This is a genomic window from Prochlorococcus sp. MIT2308 (genome assembly GCF_059772345.1).
The window spans coordinates 1,024,136-1,050,091 of sequence record NZ_CM186283.1; the positions used below are offsets into that span (position 1 = coordinate 1,024,136).

A 25,956-nucleotide genomic window follows, 5' to 3' on the forward strand; every position below is an offset into this window, starting at 1 on the left:
ATTAGATGAAAAAAATCAGCCAAGTTTTAAATTGGCTTTCTAGCTTAAAGATTGCTATTTTACTATTATTTTTAATAGCAATTTCTTGTGCAGCAGGAACTTTTATTCCACAACAAGAACCAGATCAATTCTACTATGATAATTTCAATAATGATCCTCTTCTTGGACTTATCAATGGAAATATATTAATACTTTTTGAATTGAATCATGTTTATACAAGTTTCTGGTTTTTGATTTTACTAACTTGGCTTGGTTTAGCTCTTGCAGTTTGTAGTTTTAGAAGACAATTACCAATACTTAAATCAGCATTAAACTGGATAGATTACAAATCTCCTCGCCAAATAGCAAAACTTTCTGTCGCGCAGACAATTAAAACTAATGATCCTTCAAAAAGCTTAGAAAAACTTTCAATAAATTTAAAGAAGCAAGGCTGGAATGTGAGAGAAACAGATGGAAGGATAGCTGCAAGAAAAGGAGTAATTGGTAGATTAGGACCTATATTAATTCATCTAGGTTTAATCTTATTGATGATAGGTGCAACATACGGATCATTAAATGGAAATACTTTAGAAAGATTCATGGCACCTGGAAGATCAATAGATTTATTAAACAATAATGAAGAGAAAGGATTAACAATTAAATTACTAAAGTTTCAAATAGAAAGAGACCCTCAAGGAAGAGCTGAGCAGTATAGATCGATAGTAAAAGTTATTGAACCAAATGGAAATAATGAAGAGAAGGAGATTAGTGTTAATTCTCCATTAAGGTACAAAGGACTAACATTATATCAAGCCGACTGGTCTTTAGCAGCAATAACAATTCAAATTGATAATAGTCCTAAATTACAAATTCCAATAAAATCTATTCCAGAGCTAGGGGAACAAACTTGGGGAACTATTATACCAACCCAAAAAGATGGTGAAGGGCAAATCTTATTAACAGTATCGAGTGAATTGGGACCTGTAACAATTTATGATAATGATGGTACAAGACTTACAAACATAAGCATAAATAAGGAAGCAGAAGTGAAAAATACTTTAATTAAAATAATAAATGTAATACCAAGTAGTGGATTACTTTTAAAGCGTGATCCTGGAGTACCCTTTGTTTATACCAGTTTCGCTATAATACTTCTTGGTGGTTCACTAAGTATAATTTCCACCAAGAAGATTTGGTTATTACATGAAAAGGAGCAATCTATTATCTATATAGGTGGCTTAAGCAACAGAAATCTTTCAGGTCTCTCGAAAGAATTGCCGAAATTTATTAGTTTTCTAAATGATTAACTCTAAATCATTTCTTTTTCCATGACAAACTCTAATGATAGTATGAACATTTCCTCTCGGGTTAAAATCAGCTTCTAATTGCATCCACTTAGGGGCAGAAGCTTCAACAAAATCATCTATTATTTTGTTTGTAACTTCTTCATGAGATATTTTCTTTTCTCGAAAACTATTTAAATAAAGTTTAATTGCTTTTAATTCAATTACCTTCTTATCTGGTTGATATACAATCCTTAAAGTGGCGAAATCTGGATAACCCGAAAAAGGACACTTACATGTAAATTCAGGGAAATCTATTGAAATTTCATAATCTCGATTACTATTGGGATTAGGAAAACAAATCAAGCTCCCAGCAGCTATTTCCCTTTCCCCATACATAATTACCTCATTAATATTTTCTTCACTCATTGGAATATCTTGAATAGGATTTTAATAACACACTACATAATACCTGGATTAAAGATTCAACCCTCTAATAAATTTTGCTAATAAAAAAGCATTCAAATGATGGGAAAAAGCACATATGTATCAATGCGCACAAAACTAATTCTCGCTATCCCCCCTAATAGATGCAGAAGCAAGATTTTGTATGGACATCAGTCTTTCTGAAAAGAGAAATGGGACTCAAATAGAGCCGAAAACTGTTCACGGAATTCTTTGGCTACAAACTCATTTCGAATCCAATCATTGGGAAATTATCAGTAATGGCCTAGTAATCATTCCTACCAAGGACGCCCAAATGCTTCAAGAAGATGCAACAAATGCTGGACTAAATGTAAATTTCATCAATTCTCTAAGTCCAATAGACAAAATCTGATCAAAAATTATCTAATATCAAAAAAGTTTCTTAAAGTGATATGAAAAAGATAGAAGCAATAATACGCCCTTTTAAACTAGAAGACGTAAAGATTGCATTAGTCAATGCAGGTATAGTTGGAATGACTGTAAGCGAAGTAAGAGGATTTGGACGCCAAAAAGGACAAGTCGAAAGATACAGAGGTTCCGAGTTCACCGTTGAATTTCTTCAAAAACTAAAGATAGAAGTTGTTGTCCCTGAAGAAAAAATTGATATTGTTTTAAAAGCTATTGCTGAAGCAGCAAAGACTGGAGAGATTGGAGATGGAAAGATTTTCGTAATTCCAATTGATTCCGTTGTAAGGATAAGAACAGGTGATAAAAACGAAATAGCTCTATAAATTCACGAAAAATCCATCAATTTTTCTATTTCATCGAATCCCTTAGAATCATCGTTCATCCATAATAGATATTCTTGATTACCCGCAGGTCCCTTTAAGGGTGATGCAATCAATCCTTTTGGATGCCATCCATATTTTTTAGATTCGTTTATGACGCCTTCAATAGCCTCAAGATGCAGAGAATGATCCCGAACGACTCCGCCCTTCCCAACTTTGTCCTTGCCAACCTCAAATTGAGGTTTCACTAATACTAATAATTCAGACCGGGCATTATTAAGAAGAGATTTAAGACTAGGCAAAACAATTTTTAGAGAGATAAAAGACAAGTCAGCTACAGCGAAGTCAGGTATTGGATCTCCATCATTAAATAATTTTTCAGGAGTTAAATGTCTAATATTAGTACGCTCCAATAGAACCACTCTTGGATCATTTCTAATACTCCATGCCGTTTGGCCATAGCCAACATCAACTCCATAAACCTTTGCTGCTCCTAATTGCAAAAGACAATCTGTAAAACCACCAGTGGAAATCCCAGCATCCAGACAAACTCGATTTTTTATATTAAGCGGAAATTGATCAAAGGCTGCAGACAACTTTTCACCTCCGCGAGATACATACTTCAAAGGCTGAGTAATTTCTATCTGAAGATCTTTTAAAACTTCTTGGCCTGGCTTATCAAGAATTTGTCCATTAATTGACTTAACTTTGCCAGCTCTGATGAGCTTCTGCGCCTCTTGACGAGATTTAGCTAATCCTTTAGTCAGCAAGTGAAGATCTAATCGCGATTTTTTAGTCATTTGTTTACAAAAACAAACAGGAAACGGAACAAAAACCGCAGAAGTCGTAATAATCCTCTTTTTCAATAGAGAATCTATTTAATTGACCAAAGTTTTTGTCTAAAAAGCTCATGCATCCCACCAATAAAAATGAGCTATCTAGCCATGGTCATTTTCATCTAAACCCAAAGAAGCAAGCTGGAGAGGTACTTGAGCTTTTGCCTCCAGGAAGTTTTGCGAAATTTGCAAATCAACCCAATGACTTGCCTCCCTTCCAAGTAATTGACTGCAAAGCGGGAAAATGCAGGGTAAGACAGCAGGCTTGGGGAAGATATGTGCATTGGGAAGTTGAACACAATAGACTCAAGTCAGCTTGACCTTGACGACCTAAATTAAAGTAACCTTTAACTTTGTAGCACTTTGATTGAGCGTTACACAAACCCAGAGATGGGAAATATTTGGTCTGAACAAGCCAAATACCAAACTTGGCTTGATGTTGAAATAGCCGCATGTGAGGCTAATTGCAAACTAGGGAAAATCCCATTGAATGCAATGCAATCCATTCGATCAAAGGCAAATTTCACACCTGAGCGCATCCTCGAAATAGAAGCCGAAGTTCGACATGACGTCATTGCTTTTCTAACAAATGTGAATGAATATGTTGGGGATGCAGGTCGATATATACATGTTGGGATGACAAGTAGCGATGTCCTCGATACAGGACTAGCACTTCAATTGAAGTCATCAGTAAAACTTTTAAAAAAAGAGCTTTTATTGCTTGAGGACGCTATTAGAGATTTAGCAAGAGAACACAAGAGTACCGTAATGATTGGCCGTTCTCATGCAATTCATGGAGAACCTATTACTTTTGGATTCAAGCTTGCAGGATGGCTAGCAGAAACTCTAAGAAACAAAGAAAGGCTTAACAGTCTCGAGGACGATATCTCCGTTGGTCAAATCAGTGGTGCCATGGGAACTTATGCGAACACCGATCCCGAAATAGAAAAAATTACTTGCGAACTTTTAGGACTTCAGTGTGATACAGCTAGTACTCAAGTGATCTCAAGGGATAGACATGCTAATTATGTACAAACTCTTGCTTTGATTGGATCATCATTAGATCGTTTTTCTACAGAAATTAGAAACCTTCAAAGAACAGATGTACTTGAGGTAGAGGAAAACTTTGCCAAGGGTCAAAAAGGAAGCTCTGCTATGCCTCACAAAAGAAATCCCATAAGGAGTGAGAGAGTCAGCGGTCTTTCAAGAGTTTTAAGAAGTTATGTAGTTGCAGCTCTCGAAAATGTAGCTCTATGGCATGAAAGGGACATTAGCCACAGTTCCAATGAAAGATTAATGTTGCCAGACACGTCTATTACACTTCATTTTATGATCACTGAAATGACAGCGATTATTAAAGGACTTGGCATTTACCCGAATAATATGCTGAATAATTTAAACATTTATGGAGGAGTAGTTTTTAGTCAAAGAGTTCTTTTGGCATTAGTTGAGAATGGAATGAGTCGCGAAGATTCTTATCGATTAGTACAAAAACATGCTCATTCTGCATGGAATCAACCTGAAGGTAATTTTAAAAATAACCTTGAGAATGATCCTGAGGTAATGAATGTTCTCTCTCTAACTAAACTGTCTGAATGCTTCTCAACTGAATTACATCAATCGAATTTGAAGGTTATTTGGGATAGACTTGGGATATAAATGTAAATGCTAAATCTAAATCAATTAATATTTGTTAGTAGACTAAAGAACAACCATAGCTATAGATTCAACTAAAATCAATAGCTATAGTCTTTATTCCCAGGGAATTTAAATTTTCAAACCAACAGCAATGTCTAATATGAAACGACTTGAGAAAGATAGTCTAGGTTCGATTTCTGTTCCAGAAAATGCGCTATGGGGAGCTCAAACTCAAAGATCAATATTAAATTTTGCTATTGGCGATGAAATCGTACCTCTTGAAATCATTCATGCAATTGCACAAATAAAAGCCTCTGCTGCTCGTGTAAACAATCATTTAGGTCTGATTGATACAGAAATCGCACAATTGATCACTGAAGCAAGTTTGGAAATTATTGAAGGTAAATACAATGATCAATTTCCTTTGAAAATATGGCAAACAGGAAGTGGTACCCAAACGAATATGAACGTAAATGAGGTGATTAGCAACATAGCTTCAAAACGTTTAAATAAGCCTTTAGGTAGTCATGATCCACTTCATCCTAATGATCATGTCAATCGCTCTCAATCTACTAATGACGTTTTCCCAGCAGCTATACAGATAGCCACAATACTTAATTTAAAAAAGACCTTAATACCCGAATTAAAAAAGCTCATTGATTTGTTTCATCAAAAAAGTCATGAATGGAAGGATCTTATAAAAATAGGACGTACTCATCTTCAAGATGCAGTACCCCTGACTCTTGGACAAGAAGTTTCCGCCTGGTCAAGTCAGTTAGAGACTGCACTAGGACGCATAGAAATCAATCTCGAGGAACTTTATTCACTTCCACTGGGAGGAACCGCTATTGGAACAGGAATAAATGCTCCAGAGAATTTCGATAACCTCATTGCTCTTGATATCTCTAGAAAAACAAATTTACCCTTTGAAACCGCAGCCAATAAATTTGCCATCATGGCTAGTCATGATGGTCTTGTAAATATAATGTCCCAACTAAAATTATTAGCCGTAACTTTTCTCAAAATCGTTAATGATCTTCGATTTTTATCTTGTGGACCAAGAGCTGGATTATCAGAGCTACAGCTACCCGCCAATGAGCCTGGCAGCTCAATAATGCCAGGAAAAATTAATCCTACTCAATGCGAAGCTATGGCGATGGTATGTACACAAATAATTGGTATGGATGTCTCAGTATCCATAGCAGGAAGTGGTGGACATCTACAAATGAACGTCTATAAACCATTAATTGGATACAACATTTTAAAAAGTATTAATCTTATTAAAACCGCATGTAAAAGTTGCAGAGAAAATATGATTGAGGGTCTTCAAGCAAATGAACCAAAAATCAAGCAATATCTAGATAATTCTTTAATGCTTGTCACTGCATTAACTCCATCAATTGGATACGAAAAAGCAAGTCAAATTGCCAAATTAGCACATGAAAAGAATCTCAGCCTAAGAGAAGCCTCAAGTCAACTAAACTACATTGATCCAGAAGAATTTGATAATCTCATTAATCCAAAATTTATGGTTGGGTATGATTGAAAAAATAAATTTCTACTCTCAATTTTTTCTTTCAGTTGCCGGGTTAATAACCTCATGATTTTTTTCTTTTGATTGATTAATATCATCAGCCTCACAAACTGGAAATCTATCCATTAGTTTTATAGCTGCTCTAGCATTATTCCTAAGTTGCCTACTCACAGCCTCGCAATAGGGAATCTGTGAAAGCAAATCATTTGTTCTTCTTAGAATTCTTACAACATCTCCCTCATCTAAAGAAGTATTTGAAATTAAATCCGTCCAGGTACTTCCTCTTGCCCAGGCTTCTACTAAACCCATTAATTCTGAACTCCATAGAATTGGAACTTCAATACCAAAACGTTCTTGTACTCTAAATAATTCTCTTCGTATATTTGATAAATCATTAAAAGCTTCGTCTGCAACTGCACTTGGAATAAATCCAGTCCATAAATCAGGACGGTTAACTTCTGTCACAATTGACTGAATCACTCCGGCTAATTCAATCGGAGTCAATTCGTCAAGATGTCCGCTCATCAAGACCAAACCTAACCACAATTCATTTTCACCTCTTAAGGATCCAATGCCTCTACCTATTTCAGTGGGACTTAAATCATCCAAGCATCCGAAGTGTTTTAATACTTTAATCAGTGATAAAAAAGTTTCCCAGTGACGATTCGACCTGTCATAAAGTATCCGCTCACGTTCATGAATTTCAATCTCTAATTCATTCATTTTACGCCTATGCTTCTTTAATTTTTTCTTATCTCCCCATCGATGGGCTGGCTGAATCAACAATTCATCTTCTAGAGAGCTAACAAATTGAGCTTGAGACAAAACTTCACTAGCAAGATCATATTGCGCAATTCTCATATTATTTTTCTTAGCCAAATTTGATATCATTAGTGCTATCTCATTACTTGTCTTATCACCATGAAGTATTTCACCCAGTCTGCTAATTTCAGGAGTTATAATTTCTGATACGTCTAAGCATGCAAGGTCAGCATGAAGACTAACGACGTCCTTACAAGGGATTAGTATCCAAATATTTTCATCTGTTAAGCAGAGCAATTGAGATGGTCTATCTCCTTTTTGTAACTTTTCAATAATTACAGCAGGTACAACTTTACCTTTTAAATGCGAAGTTTTTAGACTTATCAAAGTCCCATTATTTGCAAATTCTAATGCTAAGATTAATTCATTAGATAAAGTCTCGGCTGATTGTTTTTGGAGAATTTTTAATAGTCTTCTTTCTTCCTTCAAATGACTTTTTATTTTTTCATATCTTTCAAAAGCTGACCATGGTATATCTTCTGAAAAGGTTTTATATTCTTTTAAGTCCTCTTTTAATCTAGAAAGTTCTTCTTCCTCTTCAACCAAATCTAAGCTAGCTAAGTATCTACTAAAGCTTCTTTCTATCAATTCTTTTGATTTTTCTAAGTCATAACGCTGTAATAAATTCAGAACCATGCCATAGCTGGGCGTGAATTGACTAATCAGGGGGTCCGCTGGACTGGTTGCCAAATGCCCAGCTTCTCTTACACCTTCAAATCGAGTTTGTACAGTAACGACATAACCTCTTGAATCAAGACCTCTTCTTCCTGCTCGACCAGCCATTTGCAAAAACTCACTCCCCATCAATTGACGATGTCCATTATCTGATCTCTTCGATAAAGTAGATATAATTGTACTTCTTGCAGGCATATTGATTCCTGCAGCTAATGTTTCAGTTGCAAAAACAACCTTAATCAATCCTTCTTGAAATAATTCCTCAATCAATTCCTTCCATGCAGGAAGAACTCCCGCATGATGAGAGGCGATTCCATTAAATAAAGCTCTGATATGTAGATCATCTCTGAGCCCTTCTGAATTTAAAATTGAATATTTTTCAAATCGATCTTTAATTGAATTCCTTTCTTCTTGACTAACTAGACAGGTACTGGCAATTGTTTTCACAGCTTTATCACAACCACGACGACTAAAAATGAAATAAATAGCGGGTAACATATTTCTCTCAGCCAACTTCGATATCACAAAGCCAAGTGAAGGAGATTCAGGCTGAATAGGCTTGGATAAGCGTCCTCTCTTCTTATGTGTTTTTGTTGGACGCCAAATCTTACAATTTGGATGTAATCCAGTTCCTTTATCGTTCAGTAATGGGTGAAGTCCTTTAGCGCTGCAAAAATTGAATTCCAGAGGAACTGGCCTTAAATCACTGGATATTAAATCTGTGGGTCCATGTACTTGCTCAATCCAATCGGTTAATTGGCCAGCATTTGCGACTGTTGCCGATAGACCAACAAATTGAACGGATTTAGGACAATGAATAATTGATTCCTCCCATACAGTCCCTCTGTGAGCATCATTCATGTAATGACATTCATCAAGGACAACAGTTTCTATATCCATTAGAGGATCATCATTTCTGTCTGCTGCTGCATAAAGCATATTTCTAAAAATTTCAGTAGTCATCACAAGGATGGAAGCCTCTCTATTCAGGCTTAAATCACCTGTCAAAAGGCCCACATTGCCTGAACCAAATTGATTCCGAAAGTCTCTTAGTTTTTGATTAGATAAAGCTTTTAAGGGAGTCGTGTAAAACACCTTATTTCCATGAGAAATAGCTCTATAAATTGCATACTCTCCTATTAATGTCTTTCCTGATCCTGTGGGTGCACTGACAACTACTGAATGCCCTTGATTGAGTGAATCAATTGCTTTAAGTTGAAACTCATCCAACGCAAAAGGAAAGATTTCCTTTGGATTTAAATTGTTTTGGTGGATTTCGTTCTCAGACGTATCTCTTTCTGATGAAGTCATTATTAAATCCTAGAGGAATATTCTATGCCCACATGATTTTTGACGTGGATACATAATAAAATCAAGAAACCAAAGAAATAATCTTAATCCAGTTCCCAAATCTCTAACCACTTAAAACAGAAAAATATGCCTGAAATCTCTAATTCTAGAATTCGTAAACTCAGGACTTGGATCCCAGGGCAAAGATCATCAGAGTTGATTGGTGTAGATGAAAATAAAAATCAAATCACCTTAATTGACCTAGCAAGTAATGATTATCTAGATCTTTCAAGACACCCATTATTAATTGAGGCCGCTAGACAAACCTTAGAAACTGATGGAGTCGGCTCAGGGGGATCAAGATTTATCACTGGTAGTAGAAATATTCATCAAAAACTTGAAACAAAACTAGCCGAATGGCTTGATCGTGAGATTGTCTTGCTTTACCCGAGTGGTTTTCAAGCAAATCTAGCTGCGGTCTTAGCACTTGCTGATCGTCACACTCCTGTGATTTGCGATCGTCTGATACATCATTCTCTGCTCGTTGGTGTCAAAGCGAGTGGAGCCAAGCTCATTAGATTCAAACACAATAATTTATCTGAACTAGAAAGACTTTTAAAAGAATCTAGACAAAGAAATCCTCAAAAAAAACCTTTAGTAATTACAGAAAGTCTTTTTAGTATGGAGGGTACAACAGCCCCCATAAAACAAATTTCAAAGCTATGCATTAAGTATGATTCAAAGTTACTTATAGACGAAGCTCATGCATTTGGGATTATGGGCCCCGAGGGAAAAGGAGAATCTTTTGGACTCAAAGAATCAATCTCAATTATAAGTGGGACCTTCGGTAAAGCTTTTGGAAGTGGAGGCGCATTTTTAGCAACAGACAAAATAACAGGAGAAAATTTAATACAGAACTGTGGGGCATTTCGCTATACAACCGCTTTGGCTCCTCCACTTTGTGGAAGTGCTTTAGCCGCATTAAAATTAATTGAAAGTAATCCTAGTTGGGGCAGCAAGCTGAGAAAAAAATCAATAGCTTTACGGGACAGATTATCTCAAATTGGATGGCAACGGCCTGCTGGGGAAGGTCCAATAATATCTATAATCCTTGGCTCAGACGAATTAGCAATGGATTATCAGAAGAGTCTTGAGGCACACGGCCTTCTAGCTGTTGCGATCCGTCCACCAACTGTCCCAGAAGGGCAATCCAGAATCAGATTAGTTATTAGGCGAAATACTCCCGTTCAGGCCTTCGAAAGACTGGTCGAAGTTCTTAAAAACAAATGAATGAAATAATTGCTATGCATGGCTGGGCTGGTGATAGTCATCAATGGTCAAATTGGGAAAAGATATTTAAAAGTTGTGATTGGGAATGGCAAACCTCTGAACGCGGATATAGAGATATAAGTCCTCATACATCAAAATGGAATCACACCTCTAATCATGTCGAACTTAAAAGAGTTGCTATATGTCACTCTCTTGGTTCACATTTGATAGATAAAGACGTTTTAAACTCGGCTACTCATGTTGTATTGATCAATAGTTTTAGTCGTTTTATTCCAACTAGCAAAGAGAATCGCCCTATAAAACTGGCCCTCAATAGGATGATGAATGCAATTGATTCCCCTAATGAAGAAGCTATGTTAAGAAAGTTTCAGATAAAAGCTTATAAACCTAATTACATTGATCTTGAATCATCCGAATCAAATCTCCTTCACATATCCCATTCTGGAAGGTTGAGACTAAAAAATGATTTAAAACTTCTTATGAATTCTGATTCTCTACCAAATGGCTTAAATAATTCTTCCAAAGTACTTATTATTAACAGTGAGCAAGACTATATTTTGACTAATCAAACGAAAGAAAAGCTAGTAGAAGATTTAAAAAGCCACTTGCTGAATGCACCCAAAACAATCAACCTTAAAGACGAGGGGCATTCCATAACAAAAATAAAAAATATCAAAAAAGTCAAACAGTGGTTAGAATTTGATCATGCAAAAAACATGGTTTAGCCAAGTTAATAAAAACTTTAACGAAGCTGCATTAAGTTATAACGAATCAGCATCAATTCAAAAAAGTACTGCTTTAAAACTAGCAAAAATATGTTCCAATTATTCAATTAAACATGGTCTATGGGTTGACCTTGGCTCTGGCACTGGACTACTCGCTAAGTCATTAGAAGATCTACATCCAAACCAATATGTAGTGAGATTGGACAATTCTAAAAAGATGATTGACCAACATTCAGAAAAGAGTGTTAAACAACTTTGGGATTTAAATAATGGGTTACCTAAGTGGCCCAGAAAACCAAATTTATTAGCTTCAAGTTTTGTTTTACATTGGCTTGAGAATCCACAAAAGAAACTGAAGGAATGGTTGAGTGCTCTAAGCCAGGATGGATGGATTGCCCTAGCAATTCCAATCAAGGGAAGTTTTCCAGAATGGTATGAAGCTGCAGAAAAGGCAAATTTAACATGCACGGCTCTTGATTTACCATCATACGACTCACTACTCAGAGTCGTTCCGAAAAAAAGTATTTTATATAATAAAATTGAGGTTATTACGCAAACAGCGAATACCGCGACTTCTTTATTAAAACCGATGATCAAGGTCGGAGCACAAAGTAGTCAAAAGGAACAATTAAGTGTTTCAGATTGGCGACATCTATTATCTTTTTGGCCAATTGCCAACGACGATAGACAACTAAGCCTTAGTTGGTCAATTCATTTTTTATTAATAAAACGATGAGTACTTTCTCAAAAAGAATTATTATTTGTGGTACAGATACAGATGTAGGTAAAACGATCGTTAGTAGTTTTTTCGTCCAAGGTCTCAAAGGTATTTACTGGAAACCCATTCAAAGTGGAACAGAAGAAGGTACAGATACCATAACAGTTCGCAATCTTTTAAACCTTGAACCTAACCGCTATCTTTCTGAAAGATATAAATTCAAGGCTCCTGTCTCTCCTCATTGGGCTGCCGAGCAAGAGTCTAGCTTTATTGAACCAAGTAATTTAAAATTACCAGACTTAGATGAATTAATAATTATCGAAACTGCAGGTGGTTTAATGGTTCCCTTAAATCGAGATTGGCTACAAATAGATCAATTAAAGGTTTGGGGGGCACCAATAATTCTTGTAGCCAGGACCGGTCTTGGCACTCTCAATCACACCTTATTAAGTCTAGAAGCCTTGAAACATAGAAATGTAGATATATTAGGAATAGTCTTAAACGGCCCTCCACACAAAGACAATCCGAAGACTCTTGAGCAATTTGGAGATACACAAATTCTTGCAAGTCTTCCTGTTTTTGACGAAGTCAACGCAAAAGTACTTTCACAAGAATGGAATAACCAGAAATTAGATCAAAAGCTTAACAAATACATTAGAAATTAAATTTTTATTTTTCTTTAATCAAGAGATTATTTTGACTTCAATCAAGTTAAATGTAACAAGAGGGAAAACTACATTTGATGAATGAGAAAGAAAATTCAAATCAAACTTTTCAGAATCCTCATATATGGCCGCCATTCACACAACTGACATCCTCTAAGCCTCAGTTATTAGTTGAGGAAGCTAAAGGTGCCCTTTTACTTCCTAAAGACAAAGCTCCAATAATCGATGCCATAAGTAGCTGGTGGGTAACTCTGCATGGTCATGCGAATGAATATATTGCTAAAGCCATCGCAACTCAAGCACAGCAATTAGAACAAATTATCTTTGCAGATTTTACTCATCCTCAAGCTGAGCTATTAGCTAATCGACTAAGTAAACTAACAGGTCTAGAAAAGTTATTCTTTTCAGATAATGGATCTACTGCAGTAGAAGTAGCTTTAAAAATGGCTCGACAATGGTGGAAAAACAAAGGTGATAATAGATCGCAAATCATTGCATTCGAAGGTGCCTACCATGGAGATACATTTGGAGCAATGGCAGTAGGCGAACGAAATATATTTAGCGAGCCTTTTGATCAAATGCTATTTCCCGTGAGCAGAGTCCCTTGGCCTGAGACATGGTGGGGCGATACAGATTTTGAAAGAAGAGAAAAGGAAGCTTTAGCGACTCTTGATCATCTCTTGAAGACACCAACTATCGCGGTAATTCTTGAGCCATTAGTCCAAGGTGCTGGAGGAATGCGAATGGTTCGTGCAGAATTTTTAGTAGAAGTTGAAAAAAAAATTCGCCAGGCTAATTCTTTACTTATTGCCGATGAAGTATTAACTGGCTTTGGAAGGTGTGGAGAACTATTTGCTTTTCAAAGAGCAGGATTAAAGCCAGACCTTATATCGCTCTCAAAGGGATTAACCGGTGGATTCCTTCCAATGGGTGTAACAATGTCCAGTAAAATGATTTCAGAAGGATTTCTTGGGGAAGATCCCAAGAAAACTTTCTGGCACGGTCATAGTTTCACAGCCAACCCATTAGGCTGCGCAGCGGCCAATGCCAGCTTGGATCTTTTAGAAAAATCCCCCAAAAAATATTTAGATTTTGAGTCACGTCACTTACCACATCTAAAAAAACTAGTTAATGATCCTAGGGTTGAATGTCCAAGAATCACAGGGACCATTGCGGCTTTTAATATTAAAGTAAAAGGTAAAAAAGGGTATTTAAGTTCAGTTGGGAAAATCATCAAAGCAAGTGCATTGAAGACTGGCGTGTTCATCAGGCCATTGGGAGATGTAGTTTATCTAATGCCACCACTATGTATTACAGATGAAGAGCTAGAGAAATGCTATTTTGGAATCCAAGAGGGCTTAAATTCTCTACCCTAAGATTTTTCATAAGGATTCAAAGCACTTAGCTATAAAATTATTACTAAAAATTGAATATCACATTAACCAACTTGGAATAAAATTTAAGTTTCCACCTTTTGAAAAAGCAATAAATACACCTAAAGCCAGGCTCACGAAAATAGATGTAATTAATAGAAGTAGTGAAAACAATTCTCCACCTGATAACGGTCGCCTTACCCCTATCGATTTAGAAAATTGTACGGGTTGTGTATTTCTCAAATAAGATTCTTTTTTCTGACTTATAAGATTATTCTCTTGCTCTATAAATAAATCATAATTTGCCCTTAGGACAGGGTCACTTAATAAATCATAAGCCTCGCAAACATTTTGAAATTGCCGTGTCGCTTCATCTCGTGGCAAAGATGTCGTATCCGGGTGAAGACGCTTACTTAATTGACGGAAAGCTTTTCTGAGCTCTGCGTTGTTAGCAGAGGAAGAGACACCAAGCAGTTCGTAACAATTAGGAGAAGGAGTCAACTAAAGAAAATATGATCTAATAATGTATAGATTTTATCTAAATATCTCAAGACTGACTATTTCAAAAAACGATTCAAAATGTCGATTGATAAAAACAACAAAAAAGCAAATCATCTTGTGATATGGAATAAGCTTAAATGGGTTCCAAGTGAAAAACAATTATCTCAATTTATCCATTTGCAGGAGTTACTTAAAGAATGGAATAAGAAGACCAACCTTACTCGTTTAGTCGATGGAGATGATTTCTGGACTGCACAAGTATGTGATAGCTTGTTGCCACTTCATGAAGAGCTGCAATACCCAGAGCTCTCTCATAAATATGTTGATATTGGTTCAGGTTGTGGATTTCCTGGATTAGCTATAGCTATTGCAATGCCAAATTCAAATATTACTCTTTTAGATTCTTCCAGTAAAAAAACGACTTTTTTAAAAGAAGTATCTAAAGAAATTGGATTGAATTCTCGGATCACAGTTGTAACTGAGCGGGCTGAGGTAGCAGGAAGAGATCCATTCCTTCGAAGTAATTTTGACTATGCAATTGCTAGAGCAGTTGCTTCTGCAAATGTAGTAGCAGAATATCTCGTGCCTTTTTTAAATTCAACAGGGCAGGCGCTCATATTCAGAGGAGGTTGGAGTGCAACAGAGCAACTTATGCTAAAAAAAGCCCTAACTGAACTACATGCAGAGATTCATCAAACACATAAATTCGTTCTCCCTAACAATCGCGGTATTAGGAATATTATCAGAGTTAGTTCTATTAATAAATGTCCCAATCAATATCCGAGATCAATTGGAAAACCAACAAAACAGCCTTTAGGTTACTAAATTCCCCATAATCTATCTCTTCTTTCTCCCCCCAATCTATCTCTCAATTTTCTAAGTACAAAAGGTATTTCAGAGCTCCATGGACTATTAATCAAAACTTTTCGTAAGTCATCCTCGCTCACTTCACAATCCAAGCAATCTGCATTTGAGCCTGGGAACCAATGTCCTCCTCTTCCTAGAAGACCATAACGATCTTTAGCAAAGCTTTCCATATCCCAAGCCTCTAATAAATTATTTAACCACAATAAAATCGGTATATTAATCTCTCCCGGAGTTCGATCCCAACTAGGTAAACCTATATGCCAAGTAGTCAACCATGACTCTCCAAGAGAATCACATGAGGCATCTTTTAGGCGCTTTTGTATGTTATTGATTACCGCATGCATGGTATCCATTTTAGAAATCGCACTTAAATGAATATCAAGATCTTCAGGCTTTGAGGCTCCAACACTTAATGTATGAACTCTTTTATCACTCAAGCAAAACAGATCATTAAATTCTATTGGATGTAAAGGACTACATAAATTTAAAAGTTTCAATGACGGTGTATGTAAATGGCCTCCCTTGTCAGTAGGGCTGATAATAAAAACTCCCATATCATTGGCATTCGCCACTTGTAATGCTCTTTCGTTTTCCTGGCGAATAAAATACCAATGCAAGTTAACATAATCAAAAAGCCCTGTTTCAATTGTTTTAATTATCAGGTCAACATTTGCATGAGTTGAGAAGCCAACATGATCAACAAGACCATCTTTTTGCCAACGACGAACAATCTCTAGGCATCCATTTGGACGAATAGTCATGTCTAAGTGCTCAGGAAGATTGATACCATGAATAGCTAATAAATCAATTTTCTTAGAACCTAATCTACTCATACTTAACTCAAGTTCTTTCTCAAATATTGAAGGATTATTATTTGGTGGTATTTTTGTCTGCACAATTCTTTTTGGGTCTTCAATTTGACCGAAAGCCCAACCTATCTGTCGTTCAGATGTTCCATAATGACGAGCAGTTTCTATGTGGTGCATACCTTTTTGAGATGCATGCTTAATAGTTTTTTGCAAGATGTCTTGTTGTTGATTATTAATCTCGTTGGGATCTAAATCCCTCCAGCTTTGTTGAAAGCGCATGCCTCCAAGAGATAAGACTGGCATTTGAAGCTCTGTTCGCCCAAATCTTCTACTAGGTATTGAATTGTTTTTAATATCTTTGATTCGTGGCACTTTTAAACTTAAAAATCAAGTAACAGGGGGTAAACCTAAATTCCTAAAACGATGATTCTTTATCACTTCTTCCAATTTAACTAAGTCTTCAAAAGAAACCCAATCTATACAATCAACAGGGCAGGTATCTATTGCTTCTTGAATTAATTCCTCACTATCTCCATCTTGTCTAAACGCCCGAGCTCTGCCCTGGTCGGGCTCCATGGCAAAAGTATTCGTAGCAACTGAGCTGCAATATGTACAACCAATACATTTCCTCTCATCGACCCATACAGCTTTTTCTTTTAATTTCCCACCTAATACAGGATCCCTACCGTTTAGTTTGAAATCTTCGTTACTAGCAGCTTCGAAGGCAGCATCAGGATTATGAATAGCAGAAGATTGCTGGTATTCATGTGACCTAGTTTCAAAAGCTGCGCTAGGGTCAAAAGTCAATTTTAGTTAGTGAAATCAAGAATCCCAACGAGTCACTACCAACTCTATTGAACCATCAAGATTTTCCTTTTGCTCAGAAATTTGAAATCCTTCTTGTGCGGTTGAATCAAGAACAGTATTTAATGCATAACGCTGGGTGACCTGAGCTAAAAATCGTTCAATAGGTATGGACTGTTTCCAAAGATCTAAATCTGTTACGAGTTCGTATGATTTTGAACTTTCATTCCACCTAAATCCAACGTCTGCTCCTTTACTCATCTCAACAATCATTTGAGCTTTTACAGTTTGACCTCTATAGCCTCTGACTAAATTTTCGCCCTCATTCGGTACATACCCTAAATCTATTAGAGCCTGTTTTAAAAACTCTTTTTTACGAAGTTGAGTTTTTACTGTGCTGAAATGTGACATCAGTGAATTTCTGCTGGAATAGTCTGTTTTTGGACCTTTTCACGAAGAAAAGTGTCAGAGGTGGGCTCTCTCCTCTCAACGGTGCCTAAGGCATCCTCAAGCTTCTCAGTCAAATCAATACATGCTTCACCAACAAGACCTTCAACGGTTTCTTCAACCCGTCCATCCTGTCGGATTCTAAATCGCAATGTGCGTTGTGGCATGAAAGTTAAGCCCCTAAGTGAAGCATGATATAGAAAAAAACTATAGAAACGCGAATTATTAATTTCAACTAAGTGTTTTTGTACCAAAAATTAAACCAATTGACCGTCATCAATTAATGATTTTAGTTTTATTTGTACCTCCGGATTATCCAATTGTTCCAAAGCTATCCTTGCTTCATACCTAACAGAGGGCTCACGATCATTCAATAAAACAGAAATGAAAGCCTCCTCTACGTGGATTTTGATTTCCTCACTCAAAAGGCTGTAAAGACGACCAAGAGACCAAATACAATTGCTTCTAACGATGGGTTCACCATCAATTTGCAAACTTTCAAGTAATTGATTAGCCGCTGGCAAAGAACTTTCTACTGAGTTGAGTCCAACCTCCGCTAAAGAACTTGATGCCCACAATCGAACGGCAGCGACATCTTGTTTTAATGCGTTAACCAAAGGTTCTAGAACAGGGGCATCTGAGTAATTTCCAAGACTCCAAGCAGTAGCTTTTCGCACATAAGCATTACTATCAAAGCGCAATAAATGCAAAAGTAGGTTGATAGCCTGTGGGCAAGGATTTCTGCCTAAAGCATAAACAGCGCTCATCCTCACGACAGGAGATGGTTCGTCCAGTAAAGGTACCAAAAGTGGGAGAGCTCTGGAATCCCTATGTTCACAAAAGACTCTTAGACCTTGAAGTCTTTCTTCATTTCCAGATTGAAGCCATTTCAACGCAAGATCACATTCTTTTGATGAATTAACTAGATCATCATCGGTTTTATCAAGTTCGATTTCATCTAATGGATCTCCCGCTAACTGAGCTGCTAATTCTCTAGCCAAGAGATCAGGGTCTATGGCTAAATTAGCCAACCCTTCATTACTTAATTTTTGATTTGCATCATTCATAGCTCTGACTTAGGAAGAGCAAGTTTAATTAACTGGTGCTGGTGCAAGCATATCCCCAGGCAGCCATATCCGCGCACTGACTGCAAACAAAGCGACACCAAAAAGCGCAACAATCAAAATAGGGAAAAGAGTTGTGCGTAAAAAACCCAAAGTTGCAAATAAATTAGATATTCATTCTGCTCTAAATTTTGTCCATTTGGCTATGAAGGGTCAACTTATTGAGTTATTAGTCTTGTTTTCTTCATTAAAAATACACAACTGACTGCAATCAGAAGCGCAATCCAACCATAGCTTTCTTGATGTAACAAGAAAGACCCAATACATATCAAGCCACCATAAAGAATTCCTGAGCCTAGAATGAACCTCGAGCCAAGGATGAAAAAAGAGTCAACCGGATCAATATTCAATTTATTTCTTATTTTTTTCCACCCAGGACCTGGTGGTTTCACCTGCTTCACAAACGCATTAAGTGTCTCCTGTGACTCTGGCTCAGTAAAAAATAAAGTAAACAACCAAATTACAGCTGTGACTACAGTATTAACCATAAGTCTTACCCCAAAGTCATCAATCATGAAATAAGGCGAAATAGAAGTAATTACCCCTATAAAGAAACCACCAAGCATTGCCGAAAGTTCTGCTTGAGCATTAACTCGCCACCAAAACCATCTAAGGACAAGCACAGCACCCGGGCCTGTACCTATCGCGATTACAAGTCTAAACATTGAACCAATACTGTTACTAAATAAAGCGGTGGCGATTCCCACTAGAAGCAACGAAATACTTGCGAGTTGTCCCATGAGAATCATTTCTCTAGGACCAGCTGATGGCCTTAAAAATCTTTGATAAAGATCATGAGAAAGATAACTTGCCCCCCAATTAATTGAAGTGCTTACGGTACTCATAAATGCAGCAACCAAGGAAACCACAACCAATCCAAGTCCAACAGGAGGCAAATATGTTATTGCGAGATTGGGATAAATTAATTCCCAGTCAGTTTGATAAGGCAAGAGGACCAATCCAGCCAATCCTACTAAGATCCAAAGCCAACTACGAATAAGATAATTAATAATTAAAAATACTACTCCAGCCAAAGTTGCTTGCTTTTCATCTTTAGTAGCCAATAGACGTTGAATAAACTCGCCACCACCATCACTACGCCTAAAACTCCACCACTGCAAAGAAATAAAAGCGAAAAAAGTAGTAACACTTATTCCTGAACTATCTAGCCAATTGAAACCATCTTTATTAAATGTCCACGGGAATATAGAAAGCAGCTCAGGTCGATTTAATGCCTTTAACTTTATTAACAAATCCGTCATACCACCTGAAGCATCAAGTGCTACATAGCAAACAGCAAAAGCGCCAAGAAGAGCTAATACTAGTTGTATAAAATCATTAACTACTACTGCCAAAAGTCCACCTAAAACAGTATAGACAAGTACAAATAAAGCAACACAAATCATTAAAATCATCGTGTCAGTTAATCCCCCAAATACAATATGTCCATCTACTACTCCTAATGCTTCAGCAACCTTACGCATTGCTAAGAAAGCATAACCAATTCCAATACAATTGATTGGAACAGATAGTAAAAAAGCTTTTATCCCTCTTAAGTAAGCTGCTGCCTTCCCCCCATAACGCAGTTCAGTGAAGGCTGCATCAGTCAACACCCCGCTACGCCTCCAAAGAGGAGCGAATATCACTGTCATAGCAACATGTGCTAGCCCGAAACTCCACCATTCCCAATTTCCTGACAAGCCTCTCGTCCCAACCAGTCCAGCAACATAGAGAGGTGTATCAATTGAAAATGTTGTAGCAGCCATAGACATACCTGCAAGCAAACCACTTAGACGACGACCAGCAACAAAGTAATCTGCTTCGTTACGATTTTTCAATGAGAAGAAAATTCCTAATATCAAAGAAAAAATTAAATATAAAAATAAAATAAACCAATCAATAAATGTCATAAGAACTGATAACTAATCTATTTTTATTTACTTAATTGATTTTTATTTGATTGATTGATTGATTGCCGTCTTAATTGTCCACATGCCGCATCTTTATCCCTACCTCTACTTGCACGAACACTTACAGCAATTCCCTTATTTTCTAATAGTTCTCTAAACCTACTCACTCTGGCTTGGCTTGGTCGTTTAAAGTTCTCTTCAGCGATGGGATTATAAGCTATCAAATTAACATGGCTCTGAAAACCTCTCATCAGATCAGCTAACTGCTCTGCATGTATATCTTTGTCATTCAACCCCCCAAGAAGAATATACTCAAAACTTACCCGTCTTCCAGTAAGTTCTAGATATGTTTTACAGTCTTTGAGTAATGACTTGATTGGATAAGATTTCGCCGAAGGAATTATTAATTCACGCAATATCTGATTAGGCGCATGAAGGCTAACTGCGAGGGTAAATTTAACTCTTCCCAAACGCTCTTGAGCTGTTTTCGCTAGATATGGAAGTGTTTCCGGTATACCAACAGTACTAACAGTTATTTTTCTTTGACCTATTCCAATATCATTTGTAAGACATTCAATAGAGTCTAAAACATTGCGTATATTAAGAAGTGGCTCGCCCATCCCCATAAAGACGACATGAGTTGGCCTCCTATTCATTTTTTCTCTAATACTAATTACCTGATCAACTATCTCATTTACATTAAGAGATCTGTTAAGTCCCCCCTTCCCAGTCGCACAAAACTTACATCCCATTGGACAACCAATTTGACTTGAGACACAAACAGTAAGTCTTTTATCTGTTGGTATTCCTACGGTCTCTATAATCTCACCATCATAAGTCCCCATTAATAATTTCAACGTCTCATCTTCTGCTAAAACTCTGTCAATTTCATCAAGTCTTCCAACCTTTATTCCTTTGTTTTTCAGTGAATCTCTCCATTTCTTTGGAAGAACAGTTATTGAATCTAGTTTTTTTGCCCCTCTTTGATAAATCCATTCATGAATTTGCCTCCCACGAAAAGATTTCTCACCTTCCTGACGCGCAAATTCTTCAAGGTCTTCAGAACTTAAGCCAAGCAAGGATGAATTACTTGATAGTTGAAGAAATTTTGTCACCAATTCATTAGTCCATGTCCTAACTTAAATTCCAAAAGCACGAGAGCGATAAAACCAATCATTGCCCATCTACCATTAATACGTTCAGTATGTGTGTGAAAGCCATAGCGAGGCAATTTACGCTTTGGAACAACTGGAGGATCAATCATCGATAATCTTTATCAGTGGAAAACTAAATGTTAGAAAATTTAAAAGAATTATGTAGAAAAATTGATTTATTCATCGGAGAGTAAGCCTTCTTCTTGTAAGCCCTCCAACGCAGCAGGATCTGGCATTTGGTCTTCAGGTAAGTCGTCGTCACCTGTTGGGCGTGCAAAAGCTGCAAAGTTACTAGTTGTAGGGTCAATTCCATGCCTACTTCTGGTTGCCTCTAAGTCCTCATCACTAGGATCGTCCAAAACAGAAGTATTCTTTGCTACTGGTGAAGAAGGCATATCAACAGTATAGTCAGGTCTAAGGTTTTGTATCCTTCGATAACCTGCAGGATCTTCTGCAAGAATATCTGGGTGAGGACCTGCTTCAGCATTTAACTCCTCAACAAAGCCACTAAAACCTGTACCTGCAGGTATCAGTCGGCCAATAATTACATTTTCTTTAAGTCCGCGAAGCCAGTCAGACTTACCTTCAATAGCGGCTTCGGTTAGAACTCTAGTTGTTTCTTGGAATGAAGCAGCTGAAATAAAGCTATCAGTATTTAAGGATGCCTTAGTAATTCCAAGTAAAACTGGAGTGAACTCCGAGGGAGCCCCTCCAGTAATAGAGATAGCCTGATTAGTATCTTCAACCTGCCTAAGTTCGATCAATTCTCCTGGTAAGAATGTTGTATCTCCTGCATCTTCTATTCTCACTTTACTAGTCATCTGACGAACTATCACCTCAATATGTTTATCGTCTATGGCTACTCCCTGTGACTTATAAACATTCTGTACTTCACTTACCATTCTGTGCTGAAGCTTAGCTATTGCCTCCTGAGCAGCATCCATTAAAGGCTTTTTGTCTCGCAAGTCTGTAAAGAAACATTCCAAAAGCTCATGAGGATTCACTGGACCATCAGTCAAAAATTCACCAGCGACAACTTGCTGACTATTCCTAACCATTACATTACGGCCTAAAAGAATCGGATATTCAGTAATCACATCATTGTCCTCAATAATAGAAACAACTATAGAATCATCATCCTCTCCTTTCTTGATGTCTACTGTTCCAGACTTTTTACACAAAATAGCTGAATCCCTAGGCCTACGAGCTTCAAGCAATTCTTCGATCCTTGGTAAACCTTGAACAATATCTCCTGTTTTTTGCCTTTCAAAAACCAATAGAGCCAAGCCATCGCCTCTTTGCACCAAATCTCCATCTCGAACATGAAGGACTGAATCTGGTGAGACCATATAAGGTCTACCAAGACGCAATTTAACTTTCTTTCCATCAATCTCCTCTATTTCCCCACAAGCACCTATTGTTTGATCTTTTGAAACAAAGTCTCCATCTACAACTCTTTGTCCAACTTTCAAAAGAGAAGTTCCTTTAGATTCAATTCTTATTGTATCTTCATCCCTTTCAACAATAAGTCGGCGAACCGGATCACCGTCAATGGCATCAGGAAGTTGAACAATTCCTTCTTGCTTACATAAAATCTGGGTTGTCGCCACTACGTCTCCTGCTGAAACTATTTGAGCATTTTCTATTTGCAATTCAGTGTGTGTTGAACCATGACTAGAATCAGAGGTAGTGTCTCTTCTAACTAAAATACTTTCAAGGATAACTAACTTCAATCTATCAATACTGCTTGAATTCAAGTCTTTTATGACTTCTACGTCTACTGTCATCTGTGGAGTCGTATCAAACGTCTCAAGCATTAATTGGGTTTTAAGTAACTCAATACCCTCTACAGATTTAATAAGCTCACCATCCTTAAAAGCAAGTCGCTGAGAGGCTTTTATTCCTAGTGATGGGCCCTTGGGTTGTTTAACATGCTCTAATTCAGGTAGCTGTGCTTGATCAGGAATAGTAAACTCCTCAACCGGTCTTAACAGAAGACCTTTACCTTCTGGGGTTTCTACTGATTGAACCATTACCATTGCATCAGTCTTAATACCTTTTGCAATCGTTTCTCCGGGATTAACTATTTGCCCCTCACCTTCAAACCTATCAAGTACTTTACTTTCTTTGCATAGTTTAAAAGTGCCACTCCTGACTATAATTTCACGAAGAATGTCATTTTTCTGAGTAACCGTAACTATTCCAGCAGTTTGACTAAAAATATCTTTAACAACCTCTGTACCTGCCTCTATCCATTGACGATCTTTAATCATCAACAATGAAATATCTTTATTAATTTCATGAGTTTCCTGAGGAATCCACAAAAGGGTGCCACCTTTACTAACTTCATAACCATTCTTTGCAGAGCGAGCTTTCTTAATTGTTAAACCAGGAGCATATTTAACAAGTCCACCTGTTTCAGTTTTAAACCTATCGTCTGCTAACTCAGCTATTACCTCATTATTTCCTATTTTGCTTCCAGGTATTGTATTCAATCTATAACGAGTATCATCTTTTGCTTCAAGATGCCATATTTCCCCTGAATGAGTCGACTCTTCTAGTAATTTAAAATCTTTTAATGTCATCGACGTTGTTACTATTTGAACTTCTCTAGAATCACCAATAGAGTCTCTTAGTCTTACTTCACCTCCAAATTCACTAGCCTGGCTCGCTTCGGCTAAAACTTGCCCCTCATTTACTGAAACATTGCCAGAGACAACTGGCATCGCATTAGGGGGTAAATTATATACGTCTCCTGCAAGTACCCAAAGCCGACCAAGTCGTTGAGCTTTAAGAGTAATGTTACCTTGTCTATCTGTAACTTCTCTAGGTTGAATAATTGATTCATACCTAACTTGTCCCGCTAAATCACAAATAACATCTTTTGTAGCCTTTTCAACACTTTTTTGTACAGTTCCACTAGCAATCTGAGCAACAGTCACATCGACATCAATTTCTTGAGCATTGTCTACAAAAAGTAAAGAGCCTATGGGTATGTCAATTTTTTGAGGCTTACCACCACTAGACGGAATAATACTAAGGTTAAAATCAACCTCTGCTTGCTGAGCTTCAACACCATGTGGTGTTCTATAGCCTCTCACTCGCGCCTTTGAACCAAATTCAACTTTTCCTGAAATAGTTGAACGTACAACACCAGTTTCTGCAGTTGAGACCCCGCCAGTATGAAAAGTTCTCATTGTCAACTGAGTGCCTGGCTCTCCAATAGATTGAGCAGCAACAATGCCGACTGCTTCGCCTAAGTCAACTAATTGATTATGCGCTAGCGCCCAACCATAACATTTACGACAAACTGATCTAGTCGCCTCACATGTGAGAGGAGACCGAACCCTTACCCCTTGAATATGTGATTGTTCAAATTTCTTAGATAGCTGAGGGTCAATAGGAGTATCTCTTTCAGCTAAAATTTCCTGGTCTGAGTTCACAACCTGTTCAGCTGTCAAGCGTCCAACAAGCCTATTGCCAAACTTTTCATCCTCTGTACTTATAGAAATAGACCTTGTCGTACCACAATCCTCTTCCCTAACAATTACATCTTGAGCGACATCAACCAAGCGTCTAGTTAGATATCCAGAATCAGCAGTTCTTAGAGCTGTATCAACAAGACCTTTACGAGCTCCATAAGAAGAGATGACATATTCAGTTACTGTTAAACCTTCTCTAAAATTAGTTCGGATTGGTAAGTCAATAATCTCACCTTGAGGATTAGCCATTAATCCTCTCATGCCAACAAGTTGACGAACCTGAGACATGTTTCCACGAGCTCCAGAATTAGCCATCATCCAGACTGAATTCAATGGATCGTTTTGATTGAAATTCTTTTTAACTGCATCCACTAATCTTTCATTAGTTTCAGTCCAAGTGTCGATAACTTTTGTGTGCCTCTCGACTTCAGTAATTTCCCCTAATCGATAACATTCCTCAGTAGCAGTTATTAGTTCTTCGGCCTGACCAAGCAGATCTTGTTTAGCCTCTGGGACCTTTAAATCGTCAACAGAAATTGATACTGCTGCCTGGGTTGCGTATCTAAAACCTAGATCTTTTAAGTTATCTGCCATGGCAGCAGTTGCAGCGGTTCCATGATGTTTAAATGCCCATGCAACTAAATTTTTCAAACCTTTTTTGTCAACTACTTTATTTCTAAAAGGTGGCGGAGTTTTTGAAAGTTTTGGTATAGCGTTCATCGCTGCTGCTTTTTTTGCTTTAGAACCTCTTTTTGCTTTTGATTTAGAAGAGGATTTACGAGTTTTAGGAGAAGAGGAAGTCATGAAAAAATTATT

At 37.2% G+C, this 25,956-nt stretch carries 26 protein-coding genes; 12 read left to right on the plus strand and 14 right to left on the minus strand.

Annotation, left to right across the window (positions count from 1 at the left end):
* Nucleotides 1-5: 5 nt before the first annotated feature.
* A complete protein-coding gene (locus AC6EIW_RS06120) occupies nucleotides 6-1,286 on the plus strand; it encodes a cytochrome c biogenesis ResB family protein (RefSeq protein WP_498519836.1) in 1,281 nt (426 codons plus the stop codon).
* Here the strand turns inward: AC6EIW_RS06120 and queF are convergent.
* Nucleotides 1,275-1,691, minus strand: coding sequence for a preQ(1) synthase (queF, locus tag AC6EIW_RS06125; protein WP_498519837.1), 417 nt, complete (start codon nucleotides 1,689-1,691; stop codon nucleotides 1,275-1,277). The two genes, AC6EIW_RS06120 and queF, sit on opposite strands and share 12 nt — an antisense overlap.
* A gap of 181 nt (nucleotides 1,692-1,872) precedes the next feature.
* Here queF and AC6EIW_RS06130 point away from each other — a divergent pair, with 181 nt between their 5' ends.
* Together AC6EIW_RS06130 and AC6EIW_RS06135 are read left to right on the plus strand one after the other, a co-directional pair.
* Complete coding sequence (locus AC6EIW_RS06130; protein WP_498519838.1) at nucleotides 1,873-2,100, plus strand: hypothetical protein; 228 nt, start codon at nucleotides 1,873-1,875, stop codon at nucleotides 2,098-2,100.
* Nucleotides 2,101-2,140: 40 nt separating this feature from the next.
* Entirely contained in the window at nucleotides 2,141-2,479 is a 339-nt protein-coding gene (locus AC6EIW_RS06135) for a P-II family nitrogen regulator (protein ID WP_498519839.1), read from the plus strand.
* A 2-nt stretch (nucleotides 2,480-2,481) separates the two neighbouring features.
* Here AC6EIW_RS06135 and AC6EIW_RS06140 read toward each other — a convergent pair whose 3' ends face one another.
* Nucleotides 2,482-3,276, minus strand: a complete 795-nt coding sequence (locus tag AC6EIW_RS06140) for a TlyA family RNA methyltransferase (protein ID WP_498519840.1) — start codon at nucleotides 3,274-3,276, stop codon at nucleotides 2,482-2,484.
* A gap of 110 nt (nucleotides 3,277-3,386) precedes the next feature.
* Between AC6EIW_RS06140 and AC6EIW_RS06145 the strand changes: the two genes are divergently transcribed.
* The 3 genes from AC6EIW_RS06145 to AC6EIW_RS06155 all read left to right on the plus strand — a co-directional run bounded on the left by AC6EIW_RS06145 (nucleotide 3,387) and on the right by AC6EIW_RS06155 (nucleotide 6,496).
* Entirely contained in the window at nucleotides 3,387-3,632 is a 246-nt protein-coding gene (locus AC6EIW_RS06145) for a hypothetical protein (RefSeq protein ID WP_498519841.1), read from the plus strand.
* 43 nt (nucleotides 3,633-3,675) lie between these two features.
* Complete coding sequence (gene purB / locus AC6EIW_RS06150) at nucleotides 3,676-4,971, plus strand: adenylosuccinate lyase (RefSeq protein WP_498519842.1); 1,296 nt, start codon at nucleotides 3,676-3,678, stop codon at nucleotides 4,969-4,971.
* 130 nt (nucleotides 4,972-5,101) lie between these two features.
* Nucleotides 5,102-6,496, plus strand: a complete 1,395-nt coding sequence (locus tag AC6EIW_RS06155; protein ID WP_498519843.1) for a class II fumarate hydratase — start codon at nucleotides 5,102-5,104, stop codon at nucleotides 6,494-6,496.
* Nucleotides 6,497-6,514: 18 nt separating this feature from the next.
* On the opposite strand, the gene AC6EIW_RS06160 is transcribed toward AC6EIW_RS06155, so the two are convergent.
* Nucleotides 6,515-9,292 carry a DEAD/DEAH box helicase gene (locus tag AC6EIW_RS06160; protein WP_498519844.1) on the minus strand — a complete coding sequence of 926 codons (2,778 nt, stop codon included), beginning with the start codon at nucleotides 9,290-9,292 and terminating at the stop codon, nucleotides 6,515-6,517.
* Between the two features lie 126 nt (nucleotides 9,293-9,418).
* Here AC6EIW_RS06160 and AC6EIW_RS06165 point away from each other — a divergent pair, with 126 nt between their 5' ends.
* The 5 genes from AC6EIW_RS06165 to bioA all read left to right on the plus strand — a co-directional run bounded on the left by AC6EIW_RS06165 (nucleotide 9,419) and on the right by bioA (nucleotide 14,045).
* Complete coding sequence (locus AC6EIW_RS06165) at nucleotides 9,419-10,561, plus strand: aminotransferase class I/II-fold pyridoxal phosphate-dependent enzyme (RefSeq protein ID WP_498519845.1); 1,143 nt, start codon at nucleotides 9,419-9,421, stop codon at nucleotides 10,559-10,561.
* Entirely contained in the window at nucleotides 10,558-11,286 is a 729-nt protein-coding gene (locus tag AC6EIW_RS06170) for an alpha/beta hydrolase (RefSeq protein WP_498519846.1), read from the plus strand. Before AC6EIW_RS06165 ends, AC6EIW_RS06170 begins: the two co-directional genes overlap by 4 nt.
* Nucleotides 11,267-12,022, plus strand: coding sequence for a methyltransferase domain-containing protein (locus tag AC6EIW_RS06175; RefSeq protein ID WP_498519847.1), 756 nt, complete (start codon nucleotides 11,267-11,269; stop codon nucleotides 12,020-12,022). The genes AC6EIW_RS06170 and AC6EIW_RS06175 overlap by 20 nt, the downstream gene beginning before the upstream one ends.
* Nucleotides 12,019-12,669, plus strand: a complete 651-nt coding sequence (bioD, locus tag AC6EIW_RS06180; RefSeq protein WP_498519848.1) for a dethiobiotin synthase — start codon at nucleotides 12,019-12,021, stop codon at nucleotides 12,667-12,669. Before AC6EIW_RS06175 ends, bioD begins: the two co-directional genes overlap by 4 nt.
* A gap of 77 nt (nucleotides 12,670-12,746) precedes the next feature.
* Nucleotides 12,747-14,045: an adenosylmethionine--8-amino-7-oxononanoate transaminase gene (gene bioA, locus AC6EIW_RS06185; protein WP_498519849.1), complete on the plus strand. Its 1,299-nt coding sequence runs from the start codon at nucleotides 12,747-12,749 to the stop codon at nucleotides 14,043-14,045.
* Between the two features lie 57 nt (nucleotides 14,046-14,102).
* Here the strand turns inward: bioA and AC6EIW_RS06190 are convergent, their stop codons facing one another.
* A complete protein-coding gene (locus AC6EIW_RS06190) occupies nucleotides 14,103-14,543 on the minus strand; it encodes a J domain-containing protein (RefSeq protein WP_498519850.1) in 441 nt (146 codons plus the stop codon).
* A 78-nt stretch (nucleotides 14,544-14,621) separates the two neighbouring features.
* Here AC6EIW_RS06190 and rsmG point away from each other — a divergent pair, with 78 nt between their 5' ends.
* Nucleotides 14,622-15,368: a 16S rRNA (guanine(527)-N(7))-methyltransferase RsmG gene (gene rsmG, locus AC6EIW_RS06195; RefSeq protein ID WP_498519851.1), complete on the plus strand. Its 747-nt coding sequence runs from the start codon at nucleotides 14,622-14,624 to the stop codon at nucleotides 15,366-15,368.
* On the opposite strand, the gene AC6EIW_RS06200 is transcribed toward rsmG, so the two are convergent.
* The 10 genes from AC6EIW_RS06200 to AC6EIW_RS06245 all read right to left on the minus strand — a co-directional run bounded on the left by AC6EIW_RS06200 (nucleotide 15,365) and on the right by AC6EIW_RS06245 (nucleotide 25,944).
* A complete protein-coding gene (locus AC6EIW_RS06200) occupies nucleotides 15,365-16,591 on the minus strand; it encodes an aldo/keto reductase (protein WP_498519852.1) in 1,227 nt (408 codons plus the stop codon). The genes rsmG and AC6EIW_RS06200 overlap by 4 nt on opposite strands.
* Before the next feature lie 15 nt (nucleotides 16,592-16,606).
* Nucleotides 16,607-17,026 carry a ferredoxin gene (locus tag AC6EIW_RS06205; protein WP_498519853.1) on the minus strand — a complete coding sequence of 140 codons (420 nt, stop codon included), beginning with the start codon at nucleotides 17,024-17,026 and terminating at the stop codon, nucleotides 16,607-16,609.
* 15 nt (nucleotides 17,027-17,041) lie between these two features.
* Entirely contained in the window at nucleotides 17,042-17,434 is a 393-nt protein-coding gene (locus tag AC6EIW_RS06210; RefSeq protein WP_498519854.1) for a DUF1257 domain-containing protein, read from the minus strand.
* Nucleotides 17,434-17,637, minus strand: a complete 204-nt coding sequence (locus AC6EIW_RS06215) for a DUF2997 domain-containing protein (RefSeq protein WP_498519855.1) — start codon at nucleotides 17,635-17,637, stop codon at nucleotides 17,434-17,436. The genes AC6EIW_RS06210 and AC6EIW_RS06215 overlap by 1 nt, the downstream gene beginning before the upstream one ends.
* Before the next feature lie 90 nt (nucleotides 17,638-17,727).
* On the minus strand, nucleotides 17,728-18,537 hold the full coding sequence (locus AC6EIW_RS06220) for a HEAT repeat domain-containing protein (protein WP_498519856.1): 810 nt from the start codon (nucleotides 18,535-18,537) through the stop codon (nucleotides 17,728-17,730).
* A gap of 24 nt (nucleotides 18,538-18,561) precedes the next feature.
* On the minus strand, nucleotides 18,562-18,687 hold the full coding sequence (locus tag AC6EIW_RS06225; protein ID WP_498519857.1) for a DUF8624 family small hydrophobic protein: 126 nt from the start codon (nucleotides 18,685-18,687) through the stop codon (nucleotides 18,562-18,564).
* Nucleotides 18,688-18,752: 65 nt separating this feature from the next.
* On the minus strand, nucleotides 18,753-20,504 hold the full coding sequence (locus AC6EIW_RS06230) for a sodium:solute symporter family protein (protein ID WP_498519858.1): 1,752 nt from the start codon (nucleotides 20,502-20,504) through the stop codon (nucleotides 18,753-18,755).
* 23 nt (nucleotides 20,505-20,527) lie between these two features.
* Nucleotides 20,528-21,619, minus strand: a complete 1,092-nt coding sequence (rlmN, locus tag AC6EIW_RS06235) for a dual-specificity RNA methyltransferase RlmN (protein ID WP_498519859.1) — start codon at nucleotides 21,617-21,619, stop codon at nucleotides 20,528-20,530.
* Nucleotides 21,616-21,768 (minus strand): CAB/ELIP/HLIP family chlorophyll-binding protein, encoded by a 153-nt coding sequence (locus tag AC6EIW_RS06240; protein ID WP_498461486.1) that lies wholly within the window; start codon nucleotides 21,766-21,768, stop codon nucleotides 21,616-21,618. Before AC6EIW_RS06240 ends, rlmN begins: the two co-directional genes overlap by 4 nt.
* A 66-nt stretch (nucleotides 21,769-21,834) precedes the next feature.
* Nucleotides 21,835-25,944: a DNA-directed RNA polymerase subunit beta' gene (locus tag AC6EIW_RS06245; RefSeq protein ID WP_498519860.1), complete on the minus strand. Its 4,110-nt coding sequence runs from the start codon at nucleotides 25,942-25,944 to the stop codon at nucleotides 21,835-21,837.
* Nucleotides 25,945-25,956: the final 12 nt, after the last annotated feature.

Bases quoted from the DNA above. Each gene is read 5' to 3' on its own strand.
- AC6EIW_RS06120 (WP_498519836.1), top strand. From the start codon at position 6: ATGAAAAAAATCAGCCAAGTTTTAAATTGGCTTTCTAGCTTAAAGATT.
- queF (WP_498519837.1), bottom strand. From the start codon at position 1,691: ATGAGTGAAGAAAATATTAATGAGGTAATTATGTATGGGGAAAGGGAA.
- AC6EIW_RS06130 (WP_498519838.1), top strand. From the start codon at position 1,873: ATGGACATCAGTCTTTCTGAAAAGAGAAATGGGACTCAAATAGAGCCG.
- AC6EIW_RS06135 (WP_498519839.1), top strand. From the start codon at position 2,141: ATGAAAAAGATAGAAGCAATAATACGCCCTTTTAAACTAGAAGACGTA.
- AC6EIW_RS06140 (WP_498519840.1), bottom strand. From the start codon at position 3,276: ATGACTAAAAAATCGCGATTAGATCTTCACTTGCTGACTAAAGGATTA.
- AC6EIW_RS06145 (WP_498519841.1), top strand. From the start codon at position 3,387: ATGCATCCCACCAATAAAAATGAGCTATCTAGCCATGGTCATTTTCAT.
- AC6EIW_RS06155 (WP_498519843.1), top strand. From the start codon at position 5,102: ATGTCTAATATGAAACGACTTGAGAAAGATAGTCTAGGTTCGATTTCT.
- AC6EIW_RS06160 (WP_498519844.1), bottom strand. From the start codon at position 9,292: ATGACTTCATCAGAAAGAGATACGTCTGAGAACGAAATCCACCAAAAC.
- AC6EIW_RS06165 (WP_498519845.1), top strand. From the start codon at position 9,419: ATGCCTGAAATCTCTAATTCTAGAATTCGTAAACTCAGGACTTGGATC.
- AC6EIW_RS06170 (WP_498519846.1), top strand. From the start codon at position 10,558: ATGAATGAAATAATTGCTATGCATGGCTGGGCTGGTGATAGTCATCAA.
- AC6EIW_RS06175 (WP_498519847.1), top strand. From the start codon at position 11,267: ATGCAAAAAACATGGTTTAGCCAAGTTAATAAAAACTTTAACGAAGCT.
- bioD (WP_498519848.1), top strand. From the start codon at position 12,019: ATGAGTACTTTCTCAAAAAGAATTATTATTTGTGGTACAGATACAGAT.
- bioA (WP_498519849.1), top strand. From the start codon at position 12,747: ATGAATGAGAAAGAAAATTCAAATCAAACTTTTCAGAATCCTCATATA.
- rsmG (WP_498519851.1), top strand. From the start codon at position 14,622: ATGTCGATTGATAAAAACAACAAAAAAGCAAATCATCTTGTGATATGG.
- AC6EIW_RS06210 (WP_498519854.1), bottom strand. From the start codon at position 17,434: ATGTCACATTTCAGCACAGTAAAAACTCAACTTCGTAAAAAAGAGTTT.
- AC6EIW_RS06215 (WP_498519855.1), bottom strand. From the start codon at position 17,637: ATGCCACAACGCACATTGCGATTTAGAATCCGACAGGATGGACGGGTT.
- AC6EIW_RS06220 (WP_498519856.1), bottom strand. From the start codon at position 18,537: ATGAATGATGCAAATCAAAAATTAAGTAATGAAGGGTTGGCTAATTTA.
- AC6EIW_RS06230 (WP_498519858.1), bottom strand. From the start codon at position 20,504: ATGACATTTATTGATTGGTTTATTTTATTTTTATATTTAATTTTTTCT.
- AC6EIW_RS06240 (WP_498461486.1), bottom strand. From the start codon at position 21,768: ATGATTGATCCTCCAGTTGTTCCAAAGCGTAAATTGCCTCGCTATGGC.
- AC6EIW_RS06245 (WP_498519860.1), bottom strand. From the start codon at position 25,944: ATGACTTCCTCTTCTCCTAAAACTCGTAAATCCTCTTCTAAATCAAAA.